This is a genomic window from Actinomycetospora straminea (assembly GCF_028737255.1).
GTDB classification, from domain to species: domain Bacteria; phylum Actinomycetota; class Actinomycetes; order Mycobacteriales; family Pseudonocardiaceae; genus Actinomycetospora; species Actinomycetospora straminea.
This window is the reverse complement of the sequence record NZ_JAQZAN010000001.1, coordinates 155,787-179,348: the sequence shown is the minus strand read 5'-3', so window position 1 is coordinate 179,348 and position 23,562 is coordinate 155,787. Positions and strand designations below refer to the sequence as shown.

Here is a 23,562-nt window from a genome sequence, read left to right as displayed (position 1 = left end):
CGTGGCTCCCTAGCGTCCCCGACCATGGCGTGGGACTTCTCGACCGAGCCGGAGTTCGCGGCCGAGCTCGACTGGGCGCGGGCCTTCGTGGAGGAGGAGATCTACCCCCTCGAGGTGCTCGACCTCGACCACGCGACGTTCCGCAGGCTCGCCGCGCCCCTGCAGGAGCGGGTCAAGGAGCGCGGGCTGTGGGCGGCGCACCTCGACCCCGAGCTGGGCGGCCAGGGCTTCGGGCAGCTGCGCCTCGGCCTGCTGCACGAGGTGCTCGGGCGCAGCGAGCTCGCGCCGTTCGTCTTCGGCTGCCAGGCCCCCGACTCGGGCAACGCCGAGCTCATCGCGCTCGCCGGCACCGAGTCCCAGAAGCGCCGCTGGCTCGACCCGCTGCTCGACGGCCGCATCCTCTCGGCGTTCGCGATGACCGAGCAGGGCACCGGCTCGGACCCCCGCCAGTTCACGACGCGCGCCGAGCGCGACGGGGACGAGTGGGTGATCACCGGGCGGAAGTGGATGGTCGGCAACGCCTCGCGCGGCGACCTGCACATCGTCCTCGCCGTCACCGAGCCCGACGCGGACCTGTACCACCGCATGTCGATGCTGCTCGTGCCCGGCGACAGCCCCGGCATCCGCGTCCGCGACCTCGGGCTGCTCAACGACCCCGGCGGGGAGAACCCGGTGTGGGCGCACGGCGAGGTCGTCTACGACGGCGTGCGGGTGCCGGCCGAGAACCTCCTCGGCGGGCGCGGCGAGGCGTTCACGCTGGCCCAGCGCCGTCTCGGGCCCGGGCGCATCCACCACTGCATGCGCTGGATCGGGGTCTGCCGGCGCGCCTTCGACATGCTCGCCGAGCGCGCCGTGTCGATCTCGGTGCACGGCGGTCCGCTCGCCGACAAGCAGACGGTGCAGAACTGGGTGGCCGACAGCGCCGCGGCGATCGAGGCGGCCCGGCTGCTGACGCTGCAGACGGCGTGGCGCATCGACCGGGTCGGCGCGCCCGCCGCGCGCACCGAGATCGCGATGATCAAGTACCACGGTGCGCAGGTGCTGCACGACGTCCTCGACCGCGCCGTGCAGATCCACGGCTCGCTGGGCTTCACCACCGACATGCCGCTGGAGCAGATGTACCGCTGGGCCCGCGCCGCGCGCATCTACGACGGCCCCGACGAGGTGCACCGCGTCAGCGTCGCCCGCCGGCTGCTGCGCGACTACACACCGACACCGACGCCCACCGAGCACGTCCCCACCCGGCGCGCGGCCGCCCTGGCCCGCTTCGCCGAGGTGCTCGAGCACCCCCTGGAGACCGTGTGACCCTCGCCGTGGCCGACGGCCTGCAGACCTGGCTCGACGACCACCTCGACGGCACCGGCCCCTGGCGCCTCGAGCGCCTGACCGGCGGGAACTCCAACGAGACCTGCCTGCTCACCGACGCCGCCGGCGCCTCGTGGGTGCTGCGCCGCCCGCCGCGCCACGCCCTGTCGGCGTCGGCGCACGACGTCGGGCGCGAGTACCGGGTGCTCACCGCGCTGGCCGCCGCCGGCGCCCCGGCCCCACGCCCGGCCGCGTGCTGCGAGGACGCCGACGTCCCCGGCGGCCCGTTCCTCGTCATGGAGCACCTGCCCGACGCCGTCTCGATCATCGACACGCTGCCGGCGACGTGGCCCGCGGACGCCGTCGCGACGCTGGCCGACGAGGTGGTCGACGCGCTCGCGGCCGTGCACCGGGTGGCGTGGCAGGAGGTCGGTCTCGACGGCTTCGGACGCCCGGACGGGTTCCTCGAGCGCCAGGTGCGGCGCTGGTACGGGCAGTGGGAGAAGATCGCGTGCCGCCCGCTGCCGCTCATGGACGAGCTCGCCGCCTGGCTCGAGCAGCGGCGCCCCGCCACCTTCCGCCCGGGCCTCGTGCACGGCGACTTCCACGTCGACAACTGCCTGTTCGCCCGCACCGAGCCCCGCCTGCTCGCCGTCATCGACTGGGAGATGGCGACGATCGGCGACCCGCTGCTCGACCTCGGGCTGCTCCTCGGGTTCTGGGGTCCGCGGACCGTCGACCCGCCGGCCATGCCCGCCCTGCAGGCCGTGTCCCGAGGACCCGGCGCGCCGCCCGTCGAGCACCTCGTGGCGCGCTACGAGCAGCGGGTCGGGCACCCGGTCGGCGACGTCGTGTACTACCGCGTACTGGCCCTGTTCAAGCTCGCCGCGATCGTCGAGGCCGCCTACGCCCAGTACCGCCGGGGCGAGCTGGACACCCCGTACGCGGCGGCGCTGGAGCGCGACGTGCCCGCGCTGCTCGAGGAGGCCTGGGCGACGGCGCGCGGTTAGAGGAGTCCACAAGGGCCCGCGACCTCGGTGGTGCCGCCGGGGCGGGCGGGCTCGCCAGCATCGGGCGCATGGATCACGAGGTCGCGTTCGGGCTCTGGTACGACTTCCGCAACCCGGTGCGGGACCGGCCGTTCAGCACCTTCTACCGGCAGGTCCTCGACCAGATCGCGTGGGCCGAGGAGCTGGGGCTGGACTCGGTGTGGCTCACCGAGCACCACTTCTGCGACGACGGCTACACGCCCTCGCCGTTCACGCTCGCGGCGGCCATCGGCGAGCGGACCCGCCGGATGCGCGTGGGCACGAACCTCATCGTCTCGCCGCTGCACGACCCGATCCGGCTCGCCGAGGACGCCGCGACCGTCTCGCTGCTCACCCGCGGGCGCTTCGACCTCGGCGTCGGCCAGGGTTACTGGGAGCGCGAGTTCGCGGCGTTCGGCAAGAACATCAAGAACCGCCCGAGCCTGCTGACCGAGGGCGTCGAGATCATCCGGCGGGCCTGGTCCGGGTCGACCGAGCCGTACGAGGGCCGCCGCTACCGGTTCCCGGGCCTGCCGGTGACGCCGCAGCCCGAGCAGCCGCCACAGCTGCTGGTCGGGGCGATGGCCGACCCGGCGATCGAGCGCGTCGCGCGGATCGGCGACGGGTTCCTGTCCACCCAGAACCACCACCACGCGGTCTACCTCGACGCGCTCGAGCGCCAGGGCACGCCGCGCGAGCAGGGCCGCATCTACGCCGGTCAGTGGGCGCTCGTCGCCGAGGACCCGGAGCGCGAGTGGGCGGAGATCGGCCCGCTGGTGCTCGAGCAGCTCAACACCTACATCGCGTGGGGCGCGTTCGGGCCGCCGGACGCGACGCCCCGCTTCGCCGACCCGGGCCAGATCGTGGCCGCGGGCGCGTTCACGCTGTGGGACCCGGCGACCGCGGTCGAGGAGCTCACGGCGATGCTCACCGACCGGCCCCAGATCCGTGACGTGCACTTCTGGGCCCAGCTGCCCGGCGAGTCGGTCGACCACGGGTCGCGGCGCGTCGAGCTGCTCGCGACGCAGGTGGCGCCGGCGGTGAAGCAGCGCCTGGCGACCCCGGTGGCCCAGGCGTGAGCCTGCTCGTCACCGCGTTCCTCGACCACGCCCGCGAGCACGCTCCCGACCGGCAGATCGTCGACTACGTCGACGGCGTCTGCGTGCGCCGCAGCACCTACCGCGAGCAGGACGCGCGCATCCGCCGGGTCGCGGGCGCCCTCGTCGCGCTCGGCGTCCGCCCCGGCGACCGGGTGGCGACGCTCGCGGGCAACCACCACCGCCACCTCGAGCTCTACCTCGCCGTACCGCTGGCCGGGGCCGTGCTGCACACGGTCAACCTGCGCCTCGACCCCGCGGAGATCGCCTACGTCGTCGACCACGCCGAGGACAGCGTGCTGTTCCTCGACGCGGCGCTGCGCCCGGCCGCCGCGCCGGCCCGGGCCGCCCGGCCGGGGATGCGCGTCGTCGTCCTCGACGGCGAGCCCGAGCCGGGGGAGCTGGCGTACGAGGACCTCGTGGCGTCCGGGGATCCGCTGGAGGGCCCGCCGCCGCGCGACGGGGACGACCTCGCGGCCCTCTGCTACACGACCGGGACGACCGGCGCGCCCAAGGGCGTCGGCTACTCCCACCGGGCGCTGTACCTCCACACCATGGCGGCGGGCCTCGCCGACGGGCACGCGCTGTCCCGCCGTGACCGCGTCGTGCACCTCGTCGCGATGTTCCACGCCAACGCGTGGGGTGTGCCGCTCGCGGCGTTCATGGTCGGCGCCGACCAGGTGCTGCCGGGCCCGCACCCGCGCATCGCCGACGTCGCGACCATCGTCGAGCGCGAGCGGGCCACCTACCTGGGCATGGTCCCGACGCTCGCGGTCGACCTCGTCGAGCACGTCCGGCGCACCGGCACCGACCTGTCGAGCCTGCGCGCGCTGGTCCTCGGCGGGTCGACGCCGAGCCGGGAGCTGATCCGCGCGATCACCGAGGACCTCGGCGTGCCCGCGTTCCAGGGCTGGGGGATGACCGAGACCTCGCCGATGGCCACGTTCTCCGCGCCCGAGCCCGACGCGACCCCGGAGGAGCGGATCGAGCAGGTCCGCACCCAGGGCCGCCTGCTGCCCGGGCTGCGCTGGCGGCTGGTCGACGAGGACGGGGCGGTCGTCCCGCACGACGGCGTCAGCCGCGGCGAGCTCTGGCTGCGCGGGCCGTGGGTGGCGAGCAGCTACTACCGCGGCGACCGGCCGGAGGCGTTCACCGACGGCTGGCTGCACACCGGGGACGTCGCGACGATCGACCCGGACGGCCGGCTGCGCGTGGTCGACCGGGTCAAGGACCTCATCAAGAGCGGCGGCGAGTGGATCAGCTCGCTGGCCCTCGAGGCGGCGCTGCTGGAGGCGCCGGGCGTCGCGGACGTGGCCGTGGTCGCGGTGCCGCACGAGCGCTGGCAGGAGCGCCCGGTCGCGGTCGTCGTGCCGGCGGGCGAGGGCCTCGACCCGGAGGCGGTGCTGGGCGCGCTCGCGGGACGGGTGCCGCGCTGGTGGTGCCCGGACCGCGTCGAGGTCGTCGACGCCCTGCCGCGCACGAGCGTCGGCAAGGTCGACAAGCGCGCCCTGCGGGGTGCGCTGCGCGCAGGTGAGCAGAAAGAAGTGCTCTAGCACGCTGAAGTGCTCACGTGCGCGGAGCGCACCTTGGAGGAAGCCACAACGCCGCCGGTGCCGACGCCTCCCGGGCCTGCGCGGCCCGCTCCTAGCGTCCGCGACGACCAGACCAGCGGCGCGGACCAGCGGGAGGACGACGTGGGACACCTCGAGGTCGAGGACGGTCGGCGGATCTACTTCGAGCACCACGCGGGGGAGCGCCAACCGGTGGTGCTGGTCCACGGCTGGGGGGTCACGGCGCACGCGTGGGACACGGTGGCGCCGGCCCTGCACGCCGACGGGCACGAGGTCGTCCTGGTCGACTCGCGGGCGCACGGCCGGTCCGACAAGGACTTCGCCGACGTGTCGATCGCGGCGATGGGCGCCGACGTCGCTCGGCTGTGCGAGCACCTCGGCCTGCAGCGCCCGGTGGTCAACGGGTGGTCGCTCGGCGGCGCGGTCGCCGTCGACGCCGTCGCCCGGCTGGGCTCGGCGGCGGGCGGGCTCGTGCTCACCGGCGGCGCCACCCCGCGCTACACGTCGGCGCCCGACTGGCCGCACGGCGGCACCGTCGACGACGTCGAGGCGGTGCTCGCGGGCGCCGCCGCCGACCGGGCCACGACGTTCCGGGGCGTCGCGCAGGCGGTGTGTGCGGTGCCGGTGAGCAGCGACGTCGTCGACTGGATGTGGGGCATGTTCATGGAGATGGGGCCGCGCGGCGACCACGCCATCCGCGACCTCGCGACCCTCGACCAGCGCAAGACGATCGGCACGCTCGACGTCCCGGTCCTCGTCCTGCACGGCCGCAACGACGGCTTCGTCGCGTTCTCCGGCGCCGAGGCCGCGATCGACCTGTACCCCGACGCCCGCCTCGTCGCCCTCGACGGCGTCGGCCACGCCCCGCACCTGGAGGCCCGCGACACCTACCTCGCCGAGCTCCGCTCGTTCCTGGCGCAGACGGCCCGGTGACGATGCGCCGCGGCTGGCTGGTCACCGGGGGGACCCGGGGCATCGGGCGGGCGGTGGTCGACCACGTCGCGAAGGCCGGCGGCGCCGTAGCGGTCCTCGCGCGGACGCCCGCCACCGAGCCCTACCCCTCCGACGACGTCCTCGAGATCCCCACCGACGTCACCGACGGCGCCGGCGTGGCCGCCGCGCTCGCCCGGGCGCACGAGCACCTCGGCGCCGTCGACGTCGTCGTCAACTGCGCGGGCGTGCACCGGGGCGGGCGCATCGCCGACCTCGACCGCGCGCGCTGGGACGAGGTGCTCGCCACCAACCTCACCGGCGCCTACGAGGTCTGCCACGCCGCGGTGCCGCACCTCGGCGACGGCGCCGCGGTGGTCAACGTGGGCGCGGTCGTCGGCTTCCGGGGCTTCCCGGGCGACAGCGCCTACGCGTCGGCGAAGGCGGGACTGGCGGGCCTGACGCGGTCGCTCGCGGTGGAGCTCGCGCCGGCGGGGGTGCGCGTGAACCTCGTCGTGCCCGGGTTCGTCGACACCGCCATGACCGCCGGCGTCTCGGCCGCCGCCCGCCGCCGGATCGTCGCCGCGATCCCGGCGGGGCGCACCGGGACCGCCGAGGAGATCGCCGACGTCGTCGTCGCCGTGGCCGGCGCGACCTACATGACCGGCGCGGTCGTGCCCGTCGACGGCGGTCTCATGGCGACGTTCGGCGGTGCCGGATGACTTGTGCAGACCTCCAACGGTCACCGAGCCGTGACGTTCCGTCGCCGCCCTCGCCGTTCCTAGCGTCGGCCGCATGAGCACCGAGGCAGCGACCCAGAGCAAGGAAGACGCCAACAAGGCCGTCGTCACGGAGTTCATGGAGGTGTTCTCCCGCGGCGACGTCGACGCGATCCTCGAGTTCCTCACCGACGACGCCACCTGGTGGGTCGCGGGGACGATCGAGGGGATCTCGGGGGAGAAGGACAAGGCCGCGTTCGGCGAGATGCTCGCCGGGCTGTCCACGCTCTCCACGACCGGCGCGATCGCGCTGACGCCGAGGGCCCTGACCGCCGAGGGCGACCGGGTCGCGGCCGAGACGGAGTCGTACGCCGAGCTCACCAACGGCCGCGTCTACAACAACCACTACCACTTCGTCTTCGAGCTCTCCGGCGGCCGCATCCGCCGCGTCAGGGAGTACCTCGACACCGAGCACACCCGCGCGATCTTCCTCGGCTGACCGGCCGTCACCCCACTGCCCCAGGAGGTACATCCATGGACGTCGGCGTCCTGCTCGTCTTCCAGAACTGGTTCTCGGACAAGACCGACGAGGAGGTGTTCCGCTCCGACGCCGAGCTCGGGATCCTCGCCGAGCAGTACGGCTTCGACTCCGTGTGGTCGGCCGAGCACCACTTCGACGACTACTCGATGTGCCCCGACAACCTGCAGATCATGTCGTACCTGGCCGGGCGCACCGAGCGGATCAAGCTCGGGACCGGCGCGGTGATCCTGCCGTGGAACGACCCGCTGCGTGTGGTCGAGAAGGTGATCATGCTCGATCACCTGTCGAACGGGCGCGTGCTGTTCGGGATGGGCCGCGGCCTGGCGAAGATGGAGTACGAGGCCTTCCGGGTCGACATGGGCGAGGCCCGCGGACGCTTCGACGAGGCCGCCCCGATGATCATCAAGGGTCTCGAGGAGGGCATCGTCGAGCACGACGGGACCCACTACCACCAGCCGCGGACCGCCGTCCGGCCCGGCCCGAGCCGCTCGCTGGACGGGCGCCTGTTCGGCGTGGCGATGTCGCCGGACTCGATCCCGGCGATCGCGTCGCTGCCGGTGCAGATGATGACGTTCATGCAGTACGACATCGGGACGCACGCCCAGGCGATCGACCGCTGGCGCGGGCTGCACCGCGAGCACCACGGCACCGAGCCCGGGCCGCCGCTGCTGCAGGACTTCACCTACTGCCACTCCGACCCCGACGAGGCGAAGGCGGTCGCCCACGAGTACATCTCGCGGTACTTCCTGTCGGTGATCAAGCACTACGACTTCGCCGGCTCGCACTGGCGCGAGACGCCGGGCTACGAGGCCTACCAGGTCGGGGCGGACATGATCCGCGAAGCGGGCATGGAGACCGCGGCGAGCGCCTACGTCGACGCCAACGTCTACGGCACCCCGGAGCAGATCATCGGCAAGTACGAGGAGCGCCGCGACGCCGTCGGCGACTTCATGGCGAACCTCGCCTTCTCCTACGCCGGCCTGCCCTACGACAAGGTGCACGCGAGCATGAAGCTGTTCGGCGAGAAGGTCGTGCCGGAGCTGCACAAGATGCGCAGCAAGACGCCCGCCGCGGTCTGAGGCCGGGCTCCGGAGCGTCGTGACCCCTCCCCCTCGGCGCGGTCCGCAGGGCAGACTCGGCCTGCGGACGCGTCGACGGGGAGGCGGTACCGGCATGGCGACCCCCCTCGCCCCCGCACGCCCGGCCGTCGCCGGCGGGACGCCGCGCGAGCGGGAGGTCATCGCCGCCTTCTCCGAGGTCACCACCGAGGCGATCACCGCGACCCGCCTCGAGGACCTGCTCGCCCTGGTCGGGCAGAAGCTCTGCGACCTGCTCGGCGTGAGCCGGTGCTCCGTCTACCTGCGCCAGGACGACGGCCGCTTCCGCGGCGGCGCCGGCTGGTGCGGCGAGGCCGGGAACATCAGCGCCGCGGTGCAGGCGCAGGAGGCCGGCATCCCCGGCGACGCCTTCAGCCGCGAGGTGATCCGCAGCGCGGCCCCGGTGCTCATCAGCGACGTCCCCAACGATCCCCGCCCGCACCGCCGCACCATGGAGCACTGGGGCGTGCGCGCCATGCTCGGCGTGCCGCTGGTGTTCGACGGCGAGGTCATCGGGCTCGTGTTCGTCGACAACGTCGCCCAGGAGCACACCTACACCGACGACGACGTCTCCCTCGCCGAGCTGTTCGGGCGCCTCGCGGCCCTGTTCATCCGCCAGGCGCTGCAGGCCTCGCGCCTCGCGGCCCAGGCCGAGGAGCTCGACCGGCAGAAGCGCACGCTCGAGTACCTCGCCGACGTCCACGCTCGGCTGACCGGCGCGGTCCTCGAGGGCGCCGACATCCGGGCCGTCGTGGGCCTGCTGTCCGACCTCGCGGGCGCCCCGGTCGCGCTGCTCGACGAGGACCTCGCCGTGCTGACCTGGACCGCGCCCGCCCCGCTGCGCTCCGGCCCGCCGGTGCTGGGCGACCGCGCCCGCGAGCGTCCCGTCCTGCGCGCGGCCCTCGCGGAGCTCTCCGCGGCGCGGCCGAGCACGGTGCTCGAGCCGTCGTCGGCCCTGGGGCTGGGACGCCGCCACGTCGTCTGCCGGCTCATCGTGGAGGGCCGGCCCAGCGGCTACCTCACCGTCGTCGAGGCCGGGCGGGCGCTCGGCGACCTCGACACCAAGCTCGCCGAGCGCGGCGCCACGGTGCTCGCGTTGCAGGTGCTCTCCGAGCGCCGGCAGATCGAGGCCGAGGGCCAGGCGCGCGACGACTTCCTCTCCGACCTGCTCCACAGCCACCGCGACGTCGCCCACCTCGCGCGCCGCGGCGTGCCGTTCGGCATCGACCTGACCGAGCCGCATGTCCTCGTCCGCATCGCGGTCGACGGCGGGGAGGGGCACCTGCACGCGTCGGTGGCGCGCCGGCTCGTCGTCGCCGACCTCGCCGCGCGGCTGGGCACCGACGAGGCGCCGGCGACGACGCTGCCCGGGGCGGTGGTGGTGCTCGTGCGCCTCGGGGACGGCGCGGGGGTGTCGCACCCCGACGAGGTCCGCGCGCACATCGCCGCGGTCGCCGACGCCGTGCTGCCGCGGGTGCACGTGCGCGGCGGGGTCGTGTCCGCGGTGTGCCGCGAGCCCGAGGACTTCCCGCGCGCCCACCGCGAGCTGCGCGAGGTCGAGGAGCTGGCGCGGTCGTTCGGCTGGTCGCGGCGCGTCGTCACCCTCGACGAGCTGGGCCTGTTCCGCGTGGTGGTGGCCAGCGGGCGGGTGCGCGAGGCGGTGCGGTTCGCCGACGAGCTGGTGCGTCCGGTCCGCGAGCACGACGGCGCCGACGGGGCGCTGCTCGCGACGTGGCGGGCGTTCCTCGCCGCCGAGGCCCGCGTGCAGCGGGCGGCGGCCGACCTCGGCGTCCACGAGAACACCGTGCGCTACCGGCTGGGGCGCATCCGGGAGATCACGGGCAAGGACCCGGCGTCGCTGGACACCCTGCTCGCGGCGCGGGCGGCCTTCCAGATCCTCGAGCTCGCCGGGTGGTTCCGCGACGCGGGCTGACGTCGCGGGCTGGTGTCGCGGATCTTGTGCCCGCCGACAACCGCCGGCGCGGGCGGTCCTGTCGCGGGGGAGCGGAGCGCGGGTCGACTGGGGTCACCCCGCCCGCCACCCCCGGAGGCAAGCAGATGACCTCGAGCCCCGTCCCCGACCCGCGCACCGCGTCCCTCGCCGGCTCCGTCGCCCTGGTGACCGGTGCCGCCCAGGGCATCGGGCGCGCCACCGCGCTGCGGCTGGCCGCCGAGGGCGCGCTCGTCGCGTGCGCGGACATCCAGGACACCGCCGACACCGTCAAGCAGATCGAGGCCGACGGCGGGACCGCCCGCGCGGTGTGGGTCGACGTGCGCCGCGCGCAGGCCTGGTCCGACGCGGTGGAGGACGTCGTCGGCGCCTTCGGCCGCGTCGACCTGCTCGCGAACGTCGCCGGCGTCGTCAACCTGATCAGCGAGGACAGCGTCACCGGGCTCACCGAGGAGGCGTGGGACGAGGTCATCGCGACCGACCTCAAGGGCCCGTGGCTGGGGATGCGCGCGGTGATCCCCGGGATGATCGAGCGCGGCGGCGGGCGCATCGTCAACATCTCGTCGCTCGCGGCGCTGCGGGGCCTGCCGAACCTCGCGTCCTACTCGGCGGCCAAGGGCGGTGTCGCGGCCCTGACGCGCCAGGCGGCGTTCGAGTACGCGCCGCACCACGTCCTCATCAACGCCATCGCCCCGGGGACGATCGACACCCCGATCCTCGCCGACATCACCCCGGAGATGCGTCAGGCCAACGCCGACGCGCACATGGTGCGCCGGCTCGGGCGCCCGGAGGAGGTCGCGTCGATGGTGGCGTACTTCTTCCGCGAGGGCGCGTTCCTCACCGGCCTGACCTACCCCGTGGACGGCGGCTGGTCGGCGAAGGGCAACTTCTGACCGGACCCGCCTGCTACGATACTTGTGAACCGACTAGCAAGTTTCTGAGAGGTGGCTCCGTGCCCTGCACTCCACTCGTACTCGTCCACGGCAACCCCGAGTCCGCGGCCGTCTGGGGACCGCTCATCGGGGAGCTCGACCGGGCCGACGCGGTCGTCCTGTCCCCGCCCGGGTTCGGGGTCCCGGTGCCCCGCGGTTTCGATCCGTCGGCCACGGCCTACCGCGACTGGCTGGCGTCGCAGCTCGAGCTGTTCCGGGACCCGGTCGACCTGGTCGGCCACGACTGGGGCGGCATCCACGTCGCGGCGCTGGCCACGAGCCGTCCGGACCTCGTCCGCAGCTGGGCCTCCGACGCCCTCGGCGTGTTCGCCCCCGACTACCAGTGGCACCCGCGGGCCCAGGTCTGGCAGCAGGAGGGCCCGGGGGAGGCGTCGGTGCAGGAGATCTGGGGCGGCGACCTGGAGGCGCGACTCGCGGTGACGGCGGGTCTCGGCATGACCGGTCGCATGGCCGAGCGGGTCGCGGCCGGCATGGACCCCGAGATGGGCCGCGCCGTCCTCCGGCTCCTGCGGTCCGCACGCCAGCCGGCGATGGCCGAGGCGGGACGGCTCCTCCCGGGTGCCGCACGACGTCCGGGGCTCGCGATCATCGCCGTGGACGACGTCGGGCGGGCCAGCGGGACGGTGGCCCAGCACGAGTGGGCGGCGCGCGAGGCGGGCGCGACGATGGTGCACCTCGAGGGCGTGGGCCACTGGTGGCCGGAGGAGACGCCGGCGCCGGTCGCGCGGGCCCTCACGGAGTTCTGGGCCCGGCTGCCGGAACCGGCGATCGCCGGCCGGGGGTGACGTCGCGGGCACGGGCGCGGGGTAGTCAGCCCCCCGTGAGCTGCGTCGACGGCCCGACCTGGCGCTCCCAGCGGTTCAGTGCCTCGACGAAGTAGTAGTCGCCGAACATGATCCCGGTGTCGGCCTGGCCCTCGGGCACGTTCTGCGTGCCGTGCAGCAGGACCGAGCGGAACGGGGTGCCCCGGGCGAGGTAGGCCGGCGAGGACAGCGACGCGAGCATGCCGCGCGCCCCGTCCACGTCGGCGTTCTTCTGCGCCGGGTCGGTGTCCAGCTCGTTCATCGCGAGCAGTGCGCCGGCGGTGATCGCGGCGGCCGAGGTGTCGCGCGGCTCGGGCGGGGCCTGCGGGACGTCGAAGTCCCAGTACGGCACGCGGTCGGGCGGCAGGTGGTCGAGGAACCAGTCGGCGGTGCGGTGCGCGGTCTCCAGGTAGCGCGGGTCCTGCGTGTACCGGTGGGCCATGGCGAACCCGTACGCCGCCCACGCCTGCCCGCGCGCCCACGTCGAGTCGTCGCGGGCACCCTGCTCGGTGTACGTGCGCAGGAGCGCGCCGGTGCGCTGGTCGTAACCGCCGAACATCGAGGTGCTGCCGTCGGGCCGCACGAGGTCGCGCATCGTGCGGTCCGCGTGCCGGTTCGCGATGTCGGCGTACTGCGGGCGGCCGTTCTGCGCGGCCCAGTACAGGAGCTCGAGGTTCATCATCGCGTCGATGTTGACCTGGTACTTCTCCTGGTCGTCACGCTTGTCCCACACCCGGATCATGCCGACGGTCGGGTCGAACCGGGCCGCCAGCGTGTCGGCGGCCGCGAGCGCGGTCTGCTTGGCCGCCTCGTCGCCGGTGAGCTGGTGGTCGACCGCGAACGTCATGAACATCTTGAAGCCGAGGTCGGTGTCGTCGTGCGCGGTCTCCGGCGTCAGCGGCTCCTGCCAGCGCTCGGCGCGCACGCGCCACGCCGGGTCCCGGGTGCGCTCGAAGACGCGCCAGAGTGCCGCCGGCAGGAAGCCCGAGGTCCAGTCCTTCGCGGCCTTGGTCAGCCACGACCCGTCCGGGTTCGTACGGACCGGGTAGGCCGGCGGCGCGAGCGTGTCGGCGGTCGCGGCGAGCTGGGCGTCCGCGAAGGCGAGCACCGAGCCGTCCGCCGCGACGGGTCCGCCGCGGGCCTGCGCGTCCGGCCCGGCCGGCGGCTGTGTCGGCGCCGGTGCGGCGGGCGCGGGTGCCGATCCGCACCCCGCGACCACCGCCGCGGCGAGGACGAGGACCAGCACGCGCAGCCGGTGTCGTGCAGCCATGGCGGACCCCCCGGTCGCCGACCGGCGGAACGGTGGAGGGGCCGGTCGGGCGCCGGACGCTAACAGGCCCGGAGCAACGGACCGGCGGCCGTGCGCCGGGCGCTCAGCTCGCGATCGGCGAGCGGCGGGTGACCGGGGCGGCGGTGCGCTGGGTCGGGATCGTCGCGACGAGCGCCGCGCGGCGACGGGCACGCTGCACCGACGCCACGCGCTGCGCCTCCTCGCGCATCGCGGCGGCGGCCTGCTGCTCGAGCGTGCCCCGACGGGCCATGCTCACCAGCGGCGTCACCATCCACGCGCCCGCACCGACACCGATCGCGCCCACGGCAGCCAGAACACCCATGTCATCCCCCGACGATCCCCGACGCTCCCCCGATGGAACGTTCTGCCTCGTCGTCGCGGCGGAGGGCCCGCTCGTTATCGGTTGTGCACCACACCACCCGTTCGGTTGAAAGCTGGACGTCCGGGTGGCCGGAACCCGCTCGACGACACCGCCGTCCGGGTCGACGATGCGGCCGTGACCCTGCCCCCGTCCGTCCAGTGCCGAACGGTCGCCGATCCCGCGGCTCTCCACGTGGCCGTCGACGCGGTGGTGGGCGACGCCCGGGTCGCCGCGCTCGGGGAGAACAACCACGGCATCCGCCAGTTCGGGGTGCTGCGCGAGCAGCTCGTGCGGTTCCTCGTGCGCGAGCGGGGGTTCGGGGTCGTGGCGCTGGAGTCGGGGTTCGCCGAGGGCGCGCTGGTGGACGCGTGGGTGCAGGGCGGGGACGCGTCGTGGGAGGACGTCGCGCGGGACGGTTTCACGTTCCGCGCGGGGGACCACCCGGAGACGGCGGCGCTGGTCGCGGGGCTGCGCGAGCACCGCGCGGCGGGTGGCGTGGTGCGGTTCGCGGGGCTCGACGTGCCGGGGTCGGGCGGGTCGCCGGCGCCGGCGCTGCGGCGGTTGCGGGCGGAGCTGCCGGCCGAGCTGGCGTCGGGGGTGACGGCCGAGGTGGCGTTCGGACCGGCGGCCGAGCCGGCCGCCGGGCCGGCGGCCGGACAGACGGCCGAGCTGGCGGCAGGGCTGGCGGCTGGGCCGGCGGCCTGGCTGACGGAGGCCGTCGACCGCGCCCTCGCGGCGACCGCGCCGTACGCGGCGGCCAACAACGGCGTCGCGCCCGGTCGCTGGTCCGCGCTGGACGCCGCCACGCAGGACGCCGCGACGACGGCCCTGGCCCGGCTGCTGCTGCGCGTCGAGGCGCTGGGGGAGGGGCACGACGTGGCCCGACACCTCGTCCGCGGGGCGTTGCGGCTCGACGAGCAGCTGCGCGAGTTCGCGGTGCTCTTCGCCGGGGACCCGCCGGCGCGGGTGGTGTCGTCGCGCGACGTCCACATGGCCGAGACGGTGCGGCTCCTGCTCGCCGAGCACCCCGACCGTCGGATCGTCCTGCTCCTGCACAACGGGCACGCCCAGCGCGTCCCGTTCGCGTTCCTGCCCGGGGTGGCCGCGCCGTCGGCCGGGACGTTCCTGGCCGCGGAGCTCGGCGACGACTACGCCGTCCTCGGCATCACCGCGCTCGCCGGCACCACCACGGGGCTGGCGCTCGACGACTCCGCCCGCCACGGCATCGCCCTGTCCACCGGCCCGCTGCCCGACCCCGCGCCCGACAGCGTCGAGCGGGCGGTGCTCGACGCGGGCCTCGGCGCGGAGCCGGTGCTGCTCGACCTGCGGGCGGCGCGCGGCGACACGGGTCCGGCCTCGATCCGGCACGCCACGACCCACACCGCCGTGGACGTGGCCGCCGGCTACGACGCGGTGATCTGCCTGCCCGAGCAGGGGACGTCGCTCTGACCCGCACCGGCCACATGACGGGCACACGACGGCCCGCCGACCGGGCGGTCGGCGGGCCGTCGGTGCGCTCGGGGTCAGGCGGTGGAGTCGTACTTGAACGAGAGGTCCATCCGCACGCGGTAGGCCGAGACCTGCCCGTTCTCGACGACGAGATCGGATTTCTTGATCTCGGCGATGCGCAGGTCGCGCACGGACTCCGCGGCGGTGGCGATCGCGTTCTGCGCCGCCTTCTCCCAGGACTCGGTGCTCGTGCCGATGACCTCGGTGACCCGGTAGACGCTGTCGGCCATGAAGAGACCCTCCTCGGTCGCTTCTCGGGGACAGGGGCGGGGTGCCCGCCGAGTGGCCCCGCTCACACCTGCTCGCTGAGGGCGTCTCAGCGTTGTGGGCGGCGGTGTCGGGGGTCGGGTCTACGGTCGAACACATGAGCGAATCGGTGGGTCCGACGACGCGGGAGGCGCTGGAGTGCACCCGCGTCGAGGAGATCGCCCACCGACGGGGCTACCACGAGCGCCTGGAGCGGGTGGCCGAGCTGGAGCGCCTCGACGCCGCGGTCGAGACCGGCGACCGCGGGACGGATCGCCTGGTGCAGGAGCTGTGGCGCGTGTCCCCGGCGGAGGCGAAGCGGCTCGTGCGCGAGGCCCGCGACCTGTGTCCGCGGGCCTCCCTGCTGGGCGAGGAGCTGCCGCCGCGGTTGCCGTGCACGGCGAGGGTGGCGGCGTCGGGCGAGATCGGGCCGGCGCACATCGCGATCATCCGGGCGACCATGCCGCGGCTCGACCGCGTCGGCCACCTGCCGCCGTCGCGGTGGGCCGAGGCCGAGCAGACGCTCGCGGCGAGGGCGACCGAGCTGGGGCCGAGGGGGTTGCAGGCGGTCGCCGACCAGCTGCTGGCCCACCTGGACCCCGACGGCGAGGAGCCGCCGGAGGAGGGTCTGGGCCGGGACGACGAGCTGTTGATCGTGCGCCGCCGGGACGGCGCGGTCGTGTTCCGGGGGCGGCTGTCCGACCCCGCGGACGGAGAGGCGTTCGTCGAGGTGATCGACGGGCTGGCCGAGCCGTGCGGCCCCGACGACGAGCGCGAGCTCGCCGTGCGCCGGGCCGATGGGCTCAAGGACCTCGTGGCCGACGCCCGCGGCCCGCGCGGTGTCGTCGCCGACGCCCTCGGTGACGGCGTAGGTGACCCCGCGGACACGGCCACCGAGGACACAGAGACGGCCGAGGGCGGTGCCGCCGACGCCGCGGGCGACGGGGTCGGCGACGGCGACGGCGACGAGCCGCAGGCCGCGCTGATCCCCGCGCCGCGCCGGCCCGCGAACGCCGAACGATCGCCCGGCAGGGGTGAGCGCGGTGGCGTGGCGCGGCCGGGGCGGGCGCTGGTGACGATCACGATGGACCACCGGTGGCTGTGTGCAGCCCTCGGCGCGGGCGGCGGGTACGGCACGCTGGACTCCGGCGCGCGGGTCGCCCCGGGGACGGCGCGCCGGTGGGCGTGCGACGCCGAGGTCGTGCCGATGGTGCTGGGCACCAGATCGGAGCCCCTCGACGTCGGGCGGGCCGCCCGCACCGCGCCCGACGCCCTCCGCCGCGCGCTGGAGCTGCGCGACGGCGGCTGCGCCTTCCCGGGCTGCACGCGACGCCCGCGGCGCTGCCACGCCCACCACGTCCACCACTGGATCGAAGGCGGCGACACGGCCCTGGACAACATGGTGCTGCTCTGCCGCTACCACCACCAGCTGGTCCATCGCGGCCGCTGGACCGTCGCGATCCGCGACGGCACCCCGTGGTTCACCCCGCCCGACGTCATCGACCCCGACCGGCGACCACGCCCCGGCGGCCGACCCCGCGTGCCCCTCTGACGGCCCTCGCCCGTCGGGGCACCGGCCGACACGCACCCGCCCGGCCCGTGCCACCGCGCGCGGTGTGCCGTCGAGCACGGTCGCCGGGCGGCCCCGACGCAGAAGATTGAGCGCCGTCCGTGGCGGGCACGCGGTGAGTGAGATCGGAAGCTCTGCTTCCCTCGGCCCGTCGAGATGGTGGCGACGTCATCACCCCCGAGAACGCGACGACGGCCGAGGCTTCCCACCGTGTCCCGAGGACACGGCTGCTCCGCGTCCGTGCGTGCGCTCTCCCCCGCTCCGCGCCAGGAGACGCCAGTGACCTCCACGGTGCCTCGCCACGACGAGACCCCCGACACGACCAGCCCCCACACCCCCACCCCCGACAGCACCACCCCCGTCCGCACCGTCGGCCTGCTCGCCGACCCCGGCCTGCCGACGAAGCTCGCCGAGCAGGTCGCGGGCGACCTCCCGGCCCTGCTCGCCGACCGCCTGCCCGGCCGCACGTGGCGCGTCGAGACCGCCGAGGGCCCGGTCGGCCTCGACGCCGAGGGCCTCCTGCCGATGCTGCGGCTGGGCTGCGAGCAGCAGCGCCGTCACGGCTGGGACGTCGTCGTCATCGTCACCGACCTGCCGCGGCGGGCCGGCACCGAGCCGCTCGTCTCCGACTTCGGGTCCGACGACGGGGTCGGCCTGGTGTCGGTGCCCGCGCTCGGCGCGGTCGCGCTGCGCCGGCGGCTGCGCGCCGCGGTGCTGGACCTGCTCGAGCACGGCCTCGCCGACCCCGCCGCGCCGCCGGCGTCCGGGTCGACCCGTCGCGGCCTGTTCGGCCCGCCGATCTGCCGGATCGCCTCGGAGCACGAGGGCATCGACAGCCACCTCGCGCTGCACGGCACGCGCGGGCGGATGCGGCTGCTCGCGGGCATGGTCCGCAGCAACCGGCCGTGGCGCCTCGTGCCCAGCCTCTCGACCGCCCTCGCCGCGGCGGCCGCCGGTGCCGCGTTCGGCATCTTCTACTCGAACATCTGGAGCCTCGCCGACGACGCGGGGCCGTGGCGCCTGGCACTCATCGCGGTGCTCGCCGTCGCCGCGATGAGCACCTGGCTGATCGCCGACAACCACCTGTGGGAGCGCGCGCGGTCGCGGCGGCTGCGGGCCGAGGTGCACCTGTACAACGCCGCGACCACGTCGACGATCGTGCTCGGCGTCGTGTGCTGCTACGCGCTGCTGCTGGCGCTCGCGGGGACGGCGGCGGTGGTCGTCATCCCGCCGGACACGCTCGCCGCGACCCTCGGCCACCCCGCCGGACCCGCGGCGTACCTCGCGGTCGCGTCGATGGCGACGTCGATGGGCATCGTCGCCGGCGCCGTCGGGTCGGGGCTCACCGCGCCCGAGGACGTCCGCGCCGCGGCGTACAGCACCCGTGAGCAGCAGCGCCGGGCCCGCCTCGACGCCGAGGACGACCGGGCCGCCGAGGGGGAACAGGCCGCCGAGCAGGACGGACGCGCCGTAGAGCGGGCCGCCGAGCAGACCGACCGGGCCGCCTGATCCTCACGCGGGGAGCGGCCGGCGGCCCGCGACGGGGACCGGGGCGAGCACGACCCCGAGCGCCGCGAGGTCGTCGGCCGACCACCCGAGCCGGCCCCAGGCGTCGACGAGCAGCAGCGTCTCGCGCGGGTGCTCGCGGCGCCCGGGCGCGTCGGCGATGGCGTGCAGGGCGCGGTCGAGGAAGTCGGCGGGGACCGTGAGCACCACCGACGGCGGCCGACCCTCGGCCACCGCGCGCCCGACCGCGGCGTAACCCTCGGCGAGGGCGGTCGCGTCGCGTTCGAGATGCGTGAGGAGATCGGGCCACGGCACGGAGCGCTCGTCGGGGTCCTCGTCGAGCGCCGAGCGCACGGTGCGGATGGTGCGGTGGGCGACGCCGAGGACGGTGAACCAGTCGACGTCGTCCTCGTGGCGCCGGCGGCGTTCGGCGCGGTACTGCAGGAAGTCGGCCTCGAGGAACAGCAGCTCGCGGTCGCCGGCGCGCAGGCACGCGAGGAGGTCCGCGCGCGAGCCGGTGCCGGTCGTCCACCGCACCATCGCGGTGATCAGCGCCGACAGGGCGTGCAGCGAGCGGGCCGCGTCCCGGCGGACCTGCCCGTGCCCGCCGGCGGGCCACACCGCGGCGCCGACGGCGATGCCGACCGTCGCGCCGACCGCGACGTCGAGCAGGCGCACGCCCGCCAGTGACGGGCCCGCGGGTGCGAGCTGGGCGAACAGCACGGCGACGAGCACGGTGAAGCACGCCTGCGCCGCGATCATCCCGACGAGCTGGCCGGCGAGGACCGCGGCGACGCACAGGAGCGGGAACAGCACCGCGTACACCGCCGCCTGCGTCCCGACCACCTCGAGCAGCACGGCGGCCACCACCGCCCCGGCCGCGGTCCCGACGATCGCGGGCAGCAGCGTCGCGCGCGTCGACGTCACCGACGTGCGCATGAGCGTGAGCGTCGCGAGCAGCACCCACAGGCCGTGGGAGAGGTCGAGCCCCCCGGCGACGAGCCGGGCGATCGCGAGGCCGATCCCGAGCCGCACGGCGTTCTGCAGGTACACCGAGCGCACGGAGAGGTGCACCCCGATCCGGCGCGCCCACAGCTGCGTGACCGCGGCGCCCGTCCACCACGCGAGGTCGTCGGGCGCCCGCGTCCGGCCCCGCGGGTCGACGACCACCGCGGCGGCCTGCACGGCGACGTGCGCGGCCGTGAGCACCTGGCCGACCGCCACCGCCGCGCGCGCGTGCACCACGGCCTCGTCGCCGTCGAGGAGGGTCGCGACGACGGTGAGGCGGCGCGCGGTGTAGTCGGCCCGGGCGGCGTCGATCGCCGCGGGGTCGGGCAGCGGACCCGCCCCGCGCAGGGCGATCGCGGTGTGGCGCAGCGCCGTCGCGGTGGCCGCCAGCGGGCGGGCGGCCTCTTCGGGCACGCCGCTGCGGGCGTCGGCGGCGAGCAGCGCCTCGGCGCGGCCCTGCGCGGCCCGGAGCGCGGCGCCGAGGTGCCCGAGGCCGCGGTCCTTCGCGCCCGGACCGGTGGGGCGCTCCTCCCACGGGGTCGCGAGGAACTTCAGCCGGCCGACGGCGTGCGCGGAGGCGGCGCGGCGGGCCGGGAGGTCGGGTGACCCGGTGGCGAGCGCGTCGAGCAGGTCGGCGAGCGCCCGCGCCGCGCCGGCCGCGCGGCACGCGTAGCTCTCGATCGGCCGGGGCGGCCACAGCACGCGGTCGGCGAGCGCGAGCAGCCCCATGCCCAGCGCGAGGCCGAGCACGCGCTCGGGCAGCGTCTCCGGGGCGAAGGGCGGGAACGAGGGCAGGATGTAGAGCAGCTGCAGGCCGTTGGCGACGCCCGCGGGCCGCGCGCCGCCGATCGGCAGCAACGCGACGACGATCCCGACGACGAGCATCCCGACCGACGCCGCGATCGTGCTGCCGGCGAGCAGCGTCCCGACGACGAGCAGCACGGTGCCGGCGACGAAGCTCACGGCGAGGGTGCGGGTGCGCTGGCGCGGGGTGCCGACGACCTGCGAGAGGACCCCGAACCCGATCGCCCCGAAGGCCGCGTAGATCGCGGCCGTCGTGCTGTCGAGGCCGTAGCGGCACACCGTGAACGCGACCGTGGCGACGGCGGCGACCCGCAGCGCGCGCCGGGTCGCCGTGAGCCCCGGGTCGCGGCGCACGAGCCACCGCAGACCCCGCCGACCGGCCATCGCTGCAGTCTGCCCGTCGCCGGCCGCTGCGGGACAGTCCCGAGGGTCCGGGCTCTGGACGGTGGCGGCTCGGTTGACCAAGCTTCTCGCGTCGCCGCCGACCCCGGGAGCCCCCACGTGCCGACCTACCTCGTCCGCGCCCGCACCGAGACCCTCGGGCCCGGACGTCGAGCACGTCTCGCCGAGAACCTCACCACCGCCCACGCCGACACCACCGGCACCTCGCCCGGCCTCGTCCAGATCCTCATCGAGGACGTCCAGGGCCGGGACCACTTCATCGGCGGCCGCCTGGCCCCGACGGGCTCGGTGTTCGTGCGCGGCCACGTGCCCGCCGGCGCCGACGAGGCGACGATGCGCGCCCTCGCCGGCGCCGCGCGGGACGCCGTGGTGTCCGCGACCGACGTGGCCGCGGAGCTGGTGTGGGTGTACCTCTCGGAGCTGGCCCCCGAGGGGGTCGTCGAGGCCGGCACACCGCACACCCGGGTCTAGGCGGGCAGGTCCACGAGGTCGGCCAGCACGGTGCGGTGGTGGTCGGCCGAGCCCAGGACCAGGGCGTCGGCGCGGGCGCGCTTGAGGAACAGGTGCGCCGGGTGCTCCCACGTGAACCCGATCCCGCCGTGCAGCTGCAGCCCGTCCTCGGCCGCGAGCAGCGCGACCTCGGCGCCGTGGGCCGCCGCGACGGCCGCCGCGATCGGCAGGTCCGGCGAGTCGTCCGCCGCGCACCGGGCCGCGTAGCGAGCGGTGGCGCGGGCCTGGGTGATCGCCACCCACAGGTCGGCGAGCCGGTGCTTGAGCGCCTGGTACGACGCGAGCTGGCGGCCGAACTGGTGGCGCGTGCGCAGGTACTCCACGGTGTCGGCGAGGCAGCGCTCGGCGAGCCCGAGCTGCTCGGAGGCGAGGATCGCCGCCCCGACCCGCAGAGCGTGGTCGAGATCGGCGGTGACGACCCGCGCCGGCGCCCCGTCGAACACCACGTCGGTGAGCCGGCGCGTCATGTCCAGCGACTCCGCGGTCGTGCGCGTGACGCCGTCGCCGTCGGCCTCGACGACCGCGATCTCGGTGGCGGAGACCGGCACCAGCAGCACGTCGGCGGTCACGGCGTCGATCACCGCGGTGACGGTGCCCGCCAGCAGGTCGCCCCCGCCCTGCCGCTCGACGGTCACCGGCACCGGCCGCCCCGCGCCGCGGGTCGCGCCGACCGCGAGCGCGGCGGTGCGCTCGCCGCCCGCGACGGCCGCGAGCAGGTCGTCCTCACCGGTGCCGAGCAGCAGCGCGGTGGCCACGACGGTGCCGAGGAACGGGACGGGCGCGACGGCCCGGCCGAGCTCCTCGGCGACGACCGCGACCTCGCGCCACGACGCGCCCGCGCCGCCGCGCTCCTCGGGCACCGCGAGGCCGGCCACGCCGATCTCCTGGGTGAGCCGCTTCCAGAGGTCGGTGTCCACCGGGTCCTCGGTGTCGGTGCGGCGCAGCACCGCGTCCCACGGCGCCTGCTTGTCGACGAGCGCGCGCACGCTGGCGCGCAGGTCCTCCTCGACGTCGGAGTAGAGGAGGTCGCCGGTCTCGGGGGTGCCCGGCGTGGTCGCGGTGGTGCTCATCGGGGCAGGTCCTTCCACGGCACGTCCTTGTCGGCGCGGGCCTCGGCGGGCAGGCCGAGCACGCGCTCGGCGACGACGTTGCGGAGGATCTCGGACGTGCCGCCCTCGATCGAGTTGGCGCGGAAGCGCAGGTAGCGCCAGCCGGCGTCGCGGCTGCCGTAGTCCTCGACCTCGGGGCGGCGCTCGGTGTAGTCGCGGTAGCGCAGGCCGTCCTCGCCCTGCAGCTCCAGCTCGAGACTCGAGCACTCCTGGTTGAGGCGCGCGTAGGTGATCTTCACGCCGGAGCCCTCGGGGCCGGGCTGGCCGGCGGCCTGCTGCTGGCCGAGGCGCTCGGCGGTCAGGCGCGCCGCCTCGGTCTGCACCCACAGGCGCAGCATCCGGTCGTGCAGTCCGGGGGTGCGGGCCTCGGGGTGCTCGCGCCAGCGGGTCGCGAGGGTCCCGACGGCGCCGCTCTCGCGGGGCAGCGTCCCGCCGCCGATGGCGACGCGCTCGTTCATCAGCGTGTACTGCGCGACCGCCCAACCCTGGCCGACCTCGCCGAGGCGCTGGTCGTCGGGGACGCGGACGTCGGTCAGGAAGACCTCGTTGAACTCGGCCTCGCCGGTGATCTGCCGGAGCCCCCGGACCTCGACACCGGGCGCGGTCATGTCGACGACGAAGTAGGACAGGCCGCGGTGCTTGACGGCCTCGGGGTCGGTGCGGGCGAGGATGATGCCCCAGCGGGCGTGGTGGGCCATGGAGGTCCACACCTTCTGCCCGTTGAGCACCCAGGCGTCGGTGTCCCACACGGCGCTGGTGCCGACGCCCGCGAGGTCGGACCCCGCGCCGGGCTCGCTGAAGAGCTGGCACCAGATGTCCTCGCCGGTCCACAGCGAGGGCAGCCAGCGCTGCTTCTGGTCGTCGTCGCCGAAGCGCAGGATGGTCGGCGCCGCCATGCCGAGGCCGATGACGTTGAGGCGCGGGCGGTTCTCGGGGGCGCCGGCGCGGGCGAACGCGGCGTCGACGGCGGTCTGCAGGCCGTTCTCGGCGCCGAGGCCGCCGAGACCCGCGGGGTAGTGCACCCAGGCGAGGCCGGCGGCGAAGCGCTCGCGGAGGAACTCGGCGGGGTCGCTGCTCGCGGGGTCGTGCTCGGCGAGGAACTCCTCGACGCGCCGCGCCAGTGCTGCGGCGTCGGGCGGGCTGTCCGTGGTCGTCACCCCTGCACCTTCCGTCGGTCGCCCCGCGGCTGTCGAGCCCCGACGGGCGGCGACCCGAGGAGGACCTACCGCTCCCGGCGTGATCGCCGCCTGC

The 23,562-nt window shown here is 75.5% G+C and carries 21 protein-coding genes; 15 read left to right on the top strand and 6 right to left on the bottom strand.

Annotation, left to right across the window (positions count from 1 at the left end):
- Positions 1–24 precede the first annotated feature (24 nt).
- The 11 genes from PH190_RS00900 (at position 25) to PH190_RS00850 (ending at position 11,977) form a co-directional block, all read left to right on the top strand.
- A complete protein-coding gene (locus PH190_RS00900) occupies positions 25–1,305 on the top strand; it encodes an acyl-CoA dehydrogenase family protein (RefSeq protein ID WP_274229621.1) in 1,281 nt (426 codons plus the stop codon).
- Positions 1,302–2,315 carry a phosphotransferase family protein gene (locus PH190_RS00895; RefSeq protein ID WP_274229620.1) on the top strand — a complete coding sequence of 338 codons (1,014 nt, stop codon included), beginning with the start codon at positions 1,302–1,304 and terminating at the stop codon, positions 2,313–2,315. Before PH190_RS00900 ends, PH190_RS00895 begins: the two co-directional genes overlap by 4 nt.
- Positions 2,316–2,383: 68 nt before the next feature.
- Positions 2,384–3,412: an LLM class flavin-dependent oxidoreductase gene (locus PH190_RS00890; RefSeq protein WP_274229619.1), complete on the top strand. Its 1,029-nt coding sequence runs from the start codon at positions 2,384–2,386 to the stop codon at positions 3,410–3,412.
- Complete coding sequence (locus PH190_RS00885; RefSeq protein WP_274229618.1) at positions 3,409–4,983, top strand: long-chain-fatty-acid--CoA ligase; 1,575 nt, start codon at positions 3,409–3,411, stop codon at positions 4,981–4,983. The genes PH190_RS00890 and PH190_RS00885 overlap by 4 nt, the downstream gene beginning before the upstream one ends.
- 141 nt (positions 4,984–5,124) lie before the next feature.
- Positions 5,125–5,934 (top strand): alpha/beta fold hydrolase, encoded by an 810-nt coding sequence (locus tag PH190_RS00880; protein ID WP_274229617.1) that lies wholly within the window; start codon positions 5,125–5,127, stop codon positions 5,932–5,934.
- 2 nt (positions 5,935–5,936) lie between these two features.
- Positions 5,937–6,653 carry an SDR family NAD(P)-dependent oxidoreductase gene (locus PH190_RS00875; RefSeq protein WP_274230039.1) on the top strand — a complete coding sequence of 239 codons (717 nt, stop codon included), beginning with the start codon at positions 5,937–5,939 and terminating at the stop codon, positions 6,651–6,653.
- A 73-nt stretch (positions 6,654–6,726) separates the two neighbouring features.
- Positions 6,727–7,149, top strand: coding sequence for a nuclear transport factor 2 family protein (locus tag PH190_RS00870; RefSeq protein ID WP_274229616.1), 423 nt, complete (start codon positions 6,727–6,729; stop codon positions 7,147–7,149).
- Between the two features lie 35 nt (positions 7,150–7,184).
- Positions 7,185–8,270, top strand: coding sequence for an LLM class flavin-dependent oxidoreductase (locus PH190_RS00865; RefSeq protein ID WP_274229615.1), 1,086 nt, complete (start codon positions 7,185–7,187; stop codon positions 8,268–8,270).
- 94 nt (positions 8,271–8,364) lie between these two features.
- The gene (locus PH190_RS00860) at positions 8,365–10,221 is read left to right on the top strand and encodes a GAF domain-containing protein (RefSeq protein WP_274229614.1); all 1,857 of its coding nucleotides are present in this window, start codon (positions 8,365–8,367) and stop codon (positions 10,219–10,221) included.
- Between the two features lie 125 nt (positions 10,222–10,346).
- Entirely contained in the window at positions 10,347–11,132 is a 786-nt protein-coding gene (locus tag PH190_RS00855; protein ID WP_274229613.1) for an SDR family NAD(P)-dependent oxidoreductase, read from the top strand.
- 59 nt (positions 11,133–11,191) lie between these two features.
- The gene (locus PH190_RS00850) at positions 11,192–11,977 is read left to right on the top strand and encodes an alpha/beta fold hydrolase (protein WP_274229612.1); all 786 of its coding nucleotides are present in this window, start codon (positions 11,192–11,194) and stop codon (positions 11,975–11,977) included.
- 25 nt (positions 11,978–12,002) lie between these two features.
- Here PH190_RS00850 and PH190_RS00845 read toward each other — a convergent pair whose 3' ends face one another.
- Together PH190_RS00845 and PH190_RS00840 are read right to left on the bottom strand one after the other, a co-directional pair.
- Positions 12,003–13,265: a glycoside hydrolase family 88 protein gene (locus PH190_RS00845; protein ID WP_274229611.1), complete on the bottom strand. Its 1,263-nt coding sequence runs from the start codon at positions 13,263–13,265 to the stop codon at positions 12,003–12,005.
- A 103-nt stretch (positions 13,266–13,368) separates the two neighbouring features.
- Complete coding sequence (locus PH190_RS00840) at positions 13,369–13,608, bottom strand: hypothetical protein (RefSeq protein WP_274229610.1); 240 nt, start codon at positions 13,606–13,608, stop codon at positions 13,369–13,371.
- Positions 13,609–13,782: 174 nt separating this feature from the next.
- Here PH190_RS00840 and PH190_RS00835 point away from each other — a divergent pair, with 174 nt between their 5' ends.
- Entirely contained in the window at positions 13,783–15,096 is a 1,314-nt protein-coding gene (locus PH190_RS00835) for an erythromycin esterase family protein (RefSeq protein WP_274229609.1), read from the top strand.
- Positions 15,097–15,170: 74 nt separating this feature from the next.
- On the opposite strand, the gene PH190_RS00830 is transcribed toward PH190_RS00835, so the two are convergent.
- Positions 15,171–15,386 carry a dodecin family protein gene (locus tag PH190_RS00830; RefSeq protein WP_274229608.1) on the bottom strand — a complete coding sequence of 72 codons (216 nt, stop codon included), beginning with the start codon at positions 15,384–15,386 and terminating at the stop codon, positions 15,171–15,173.
- A 134-nt stretch (positions 15,387–15,520) separates the two neighbouring features.
- Between PH190_RS00830 and PH190_RS00825 the strand changes: the two genes are divergently transcribed.
- On the top strand, positions 15,521–16,954 hold the full coding sequence (locus PH190_RS00825; RefSeq protein ID WP_274229607.1) for an HNH endonuclease signature motif containing protein: 1,434 nt from the start codon (positions 15,521–15,523) through the stop codon (positions 16,952–16,954).
- 297 nt (positions 16,955–17,251) lie between these two features.
- On the top strand, positions 17,252–18,481 hold the full coding sequence (locus tag PH190_RS00820; protein ID WP_274229606.1) for a hypothetical protein: 1,230 nt from the start codon (positions 17,252–17,254) through the stop codon (positions 18,479–18,481).
- A gap of 3 nt (positions 18,482–18,484) precedes the next feature.
- Here the strand turns inward: PH190_RS00820 and PH190_RS00815 are convergent, their stop codons facing one another.
- The gene (locus PH190_RS00815; RefSeq protein WP_274229605.1) at positions 18,485–20,674 is read right to left on the bottom strand and encodes an FUSC family protein; all 2,190 of its coding nucleotides are present in this window, start codon (positions 20,672–20,674) and stop codon (positions 18,485–18,487) included.
- Positions 20,675–20,791: 117 nt separating this feature from the next.
- Between PH190_RS00815 and PH190_RS00810 the strand changes: the two genes are divergently transcribed.
- Positions 20,792–21,163: a tautomerase family protein gene (locus PH190_RS00810; protein ID WP_274229604.1), complete on the top strand. Its 372-nt coding sequence runs from the start codon at positions 20,792–20,794 to the stop codon at positions 21,161–21,163.
- Here PH190_RS00810 and PH190_RS00805 read toward each other — a convergent pair.
- Both PH190_RS00805 and PH190_RS00800 read right to left on the bottom strand, forming a co-directional pair.
- Positions 21,160–22,272, bottom strand: coding sequence for an acyl-CoA dehydrogenase family protein (locus tag PH190_RS00805; protein ID WP_274229603.1), 1,113 nt, complete (start codon positions 22,270–22,272; stop codon positions 21,160–21,162). The two genes, PH190_RS00810 and PH190_RS00805, sit on opposite strands and share 4 nt — an antisense overlap.
- Complete coding sequence (locus tag PH190_RS00800) at positions 22,269–23,468, bottom strand: acyl-CoA dehydrogenase family protein (protein WP_274229602.1); 1,200 nt, start codon at positions 23,466–23,468, stop codon at positions 22,269–22,271. Before PH190_RS00800 ends, PH190_RS00805 begins: the two co-directional genes overlap by 4 nt.
- Between the last annotated feature and the right edge of the window lie 94 nt (positions 23,469–23,562).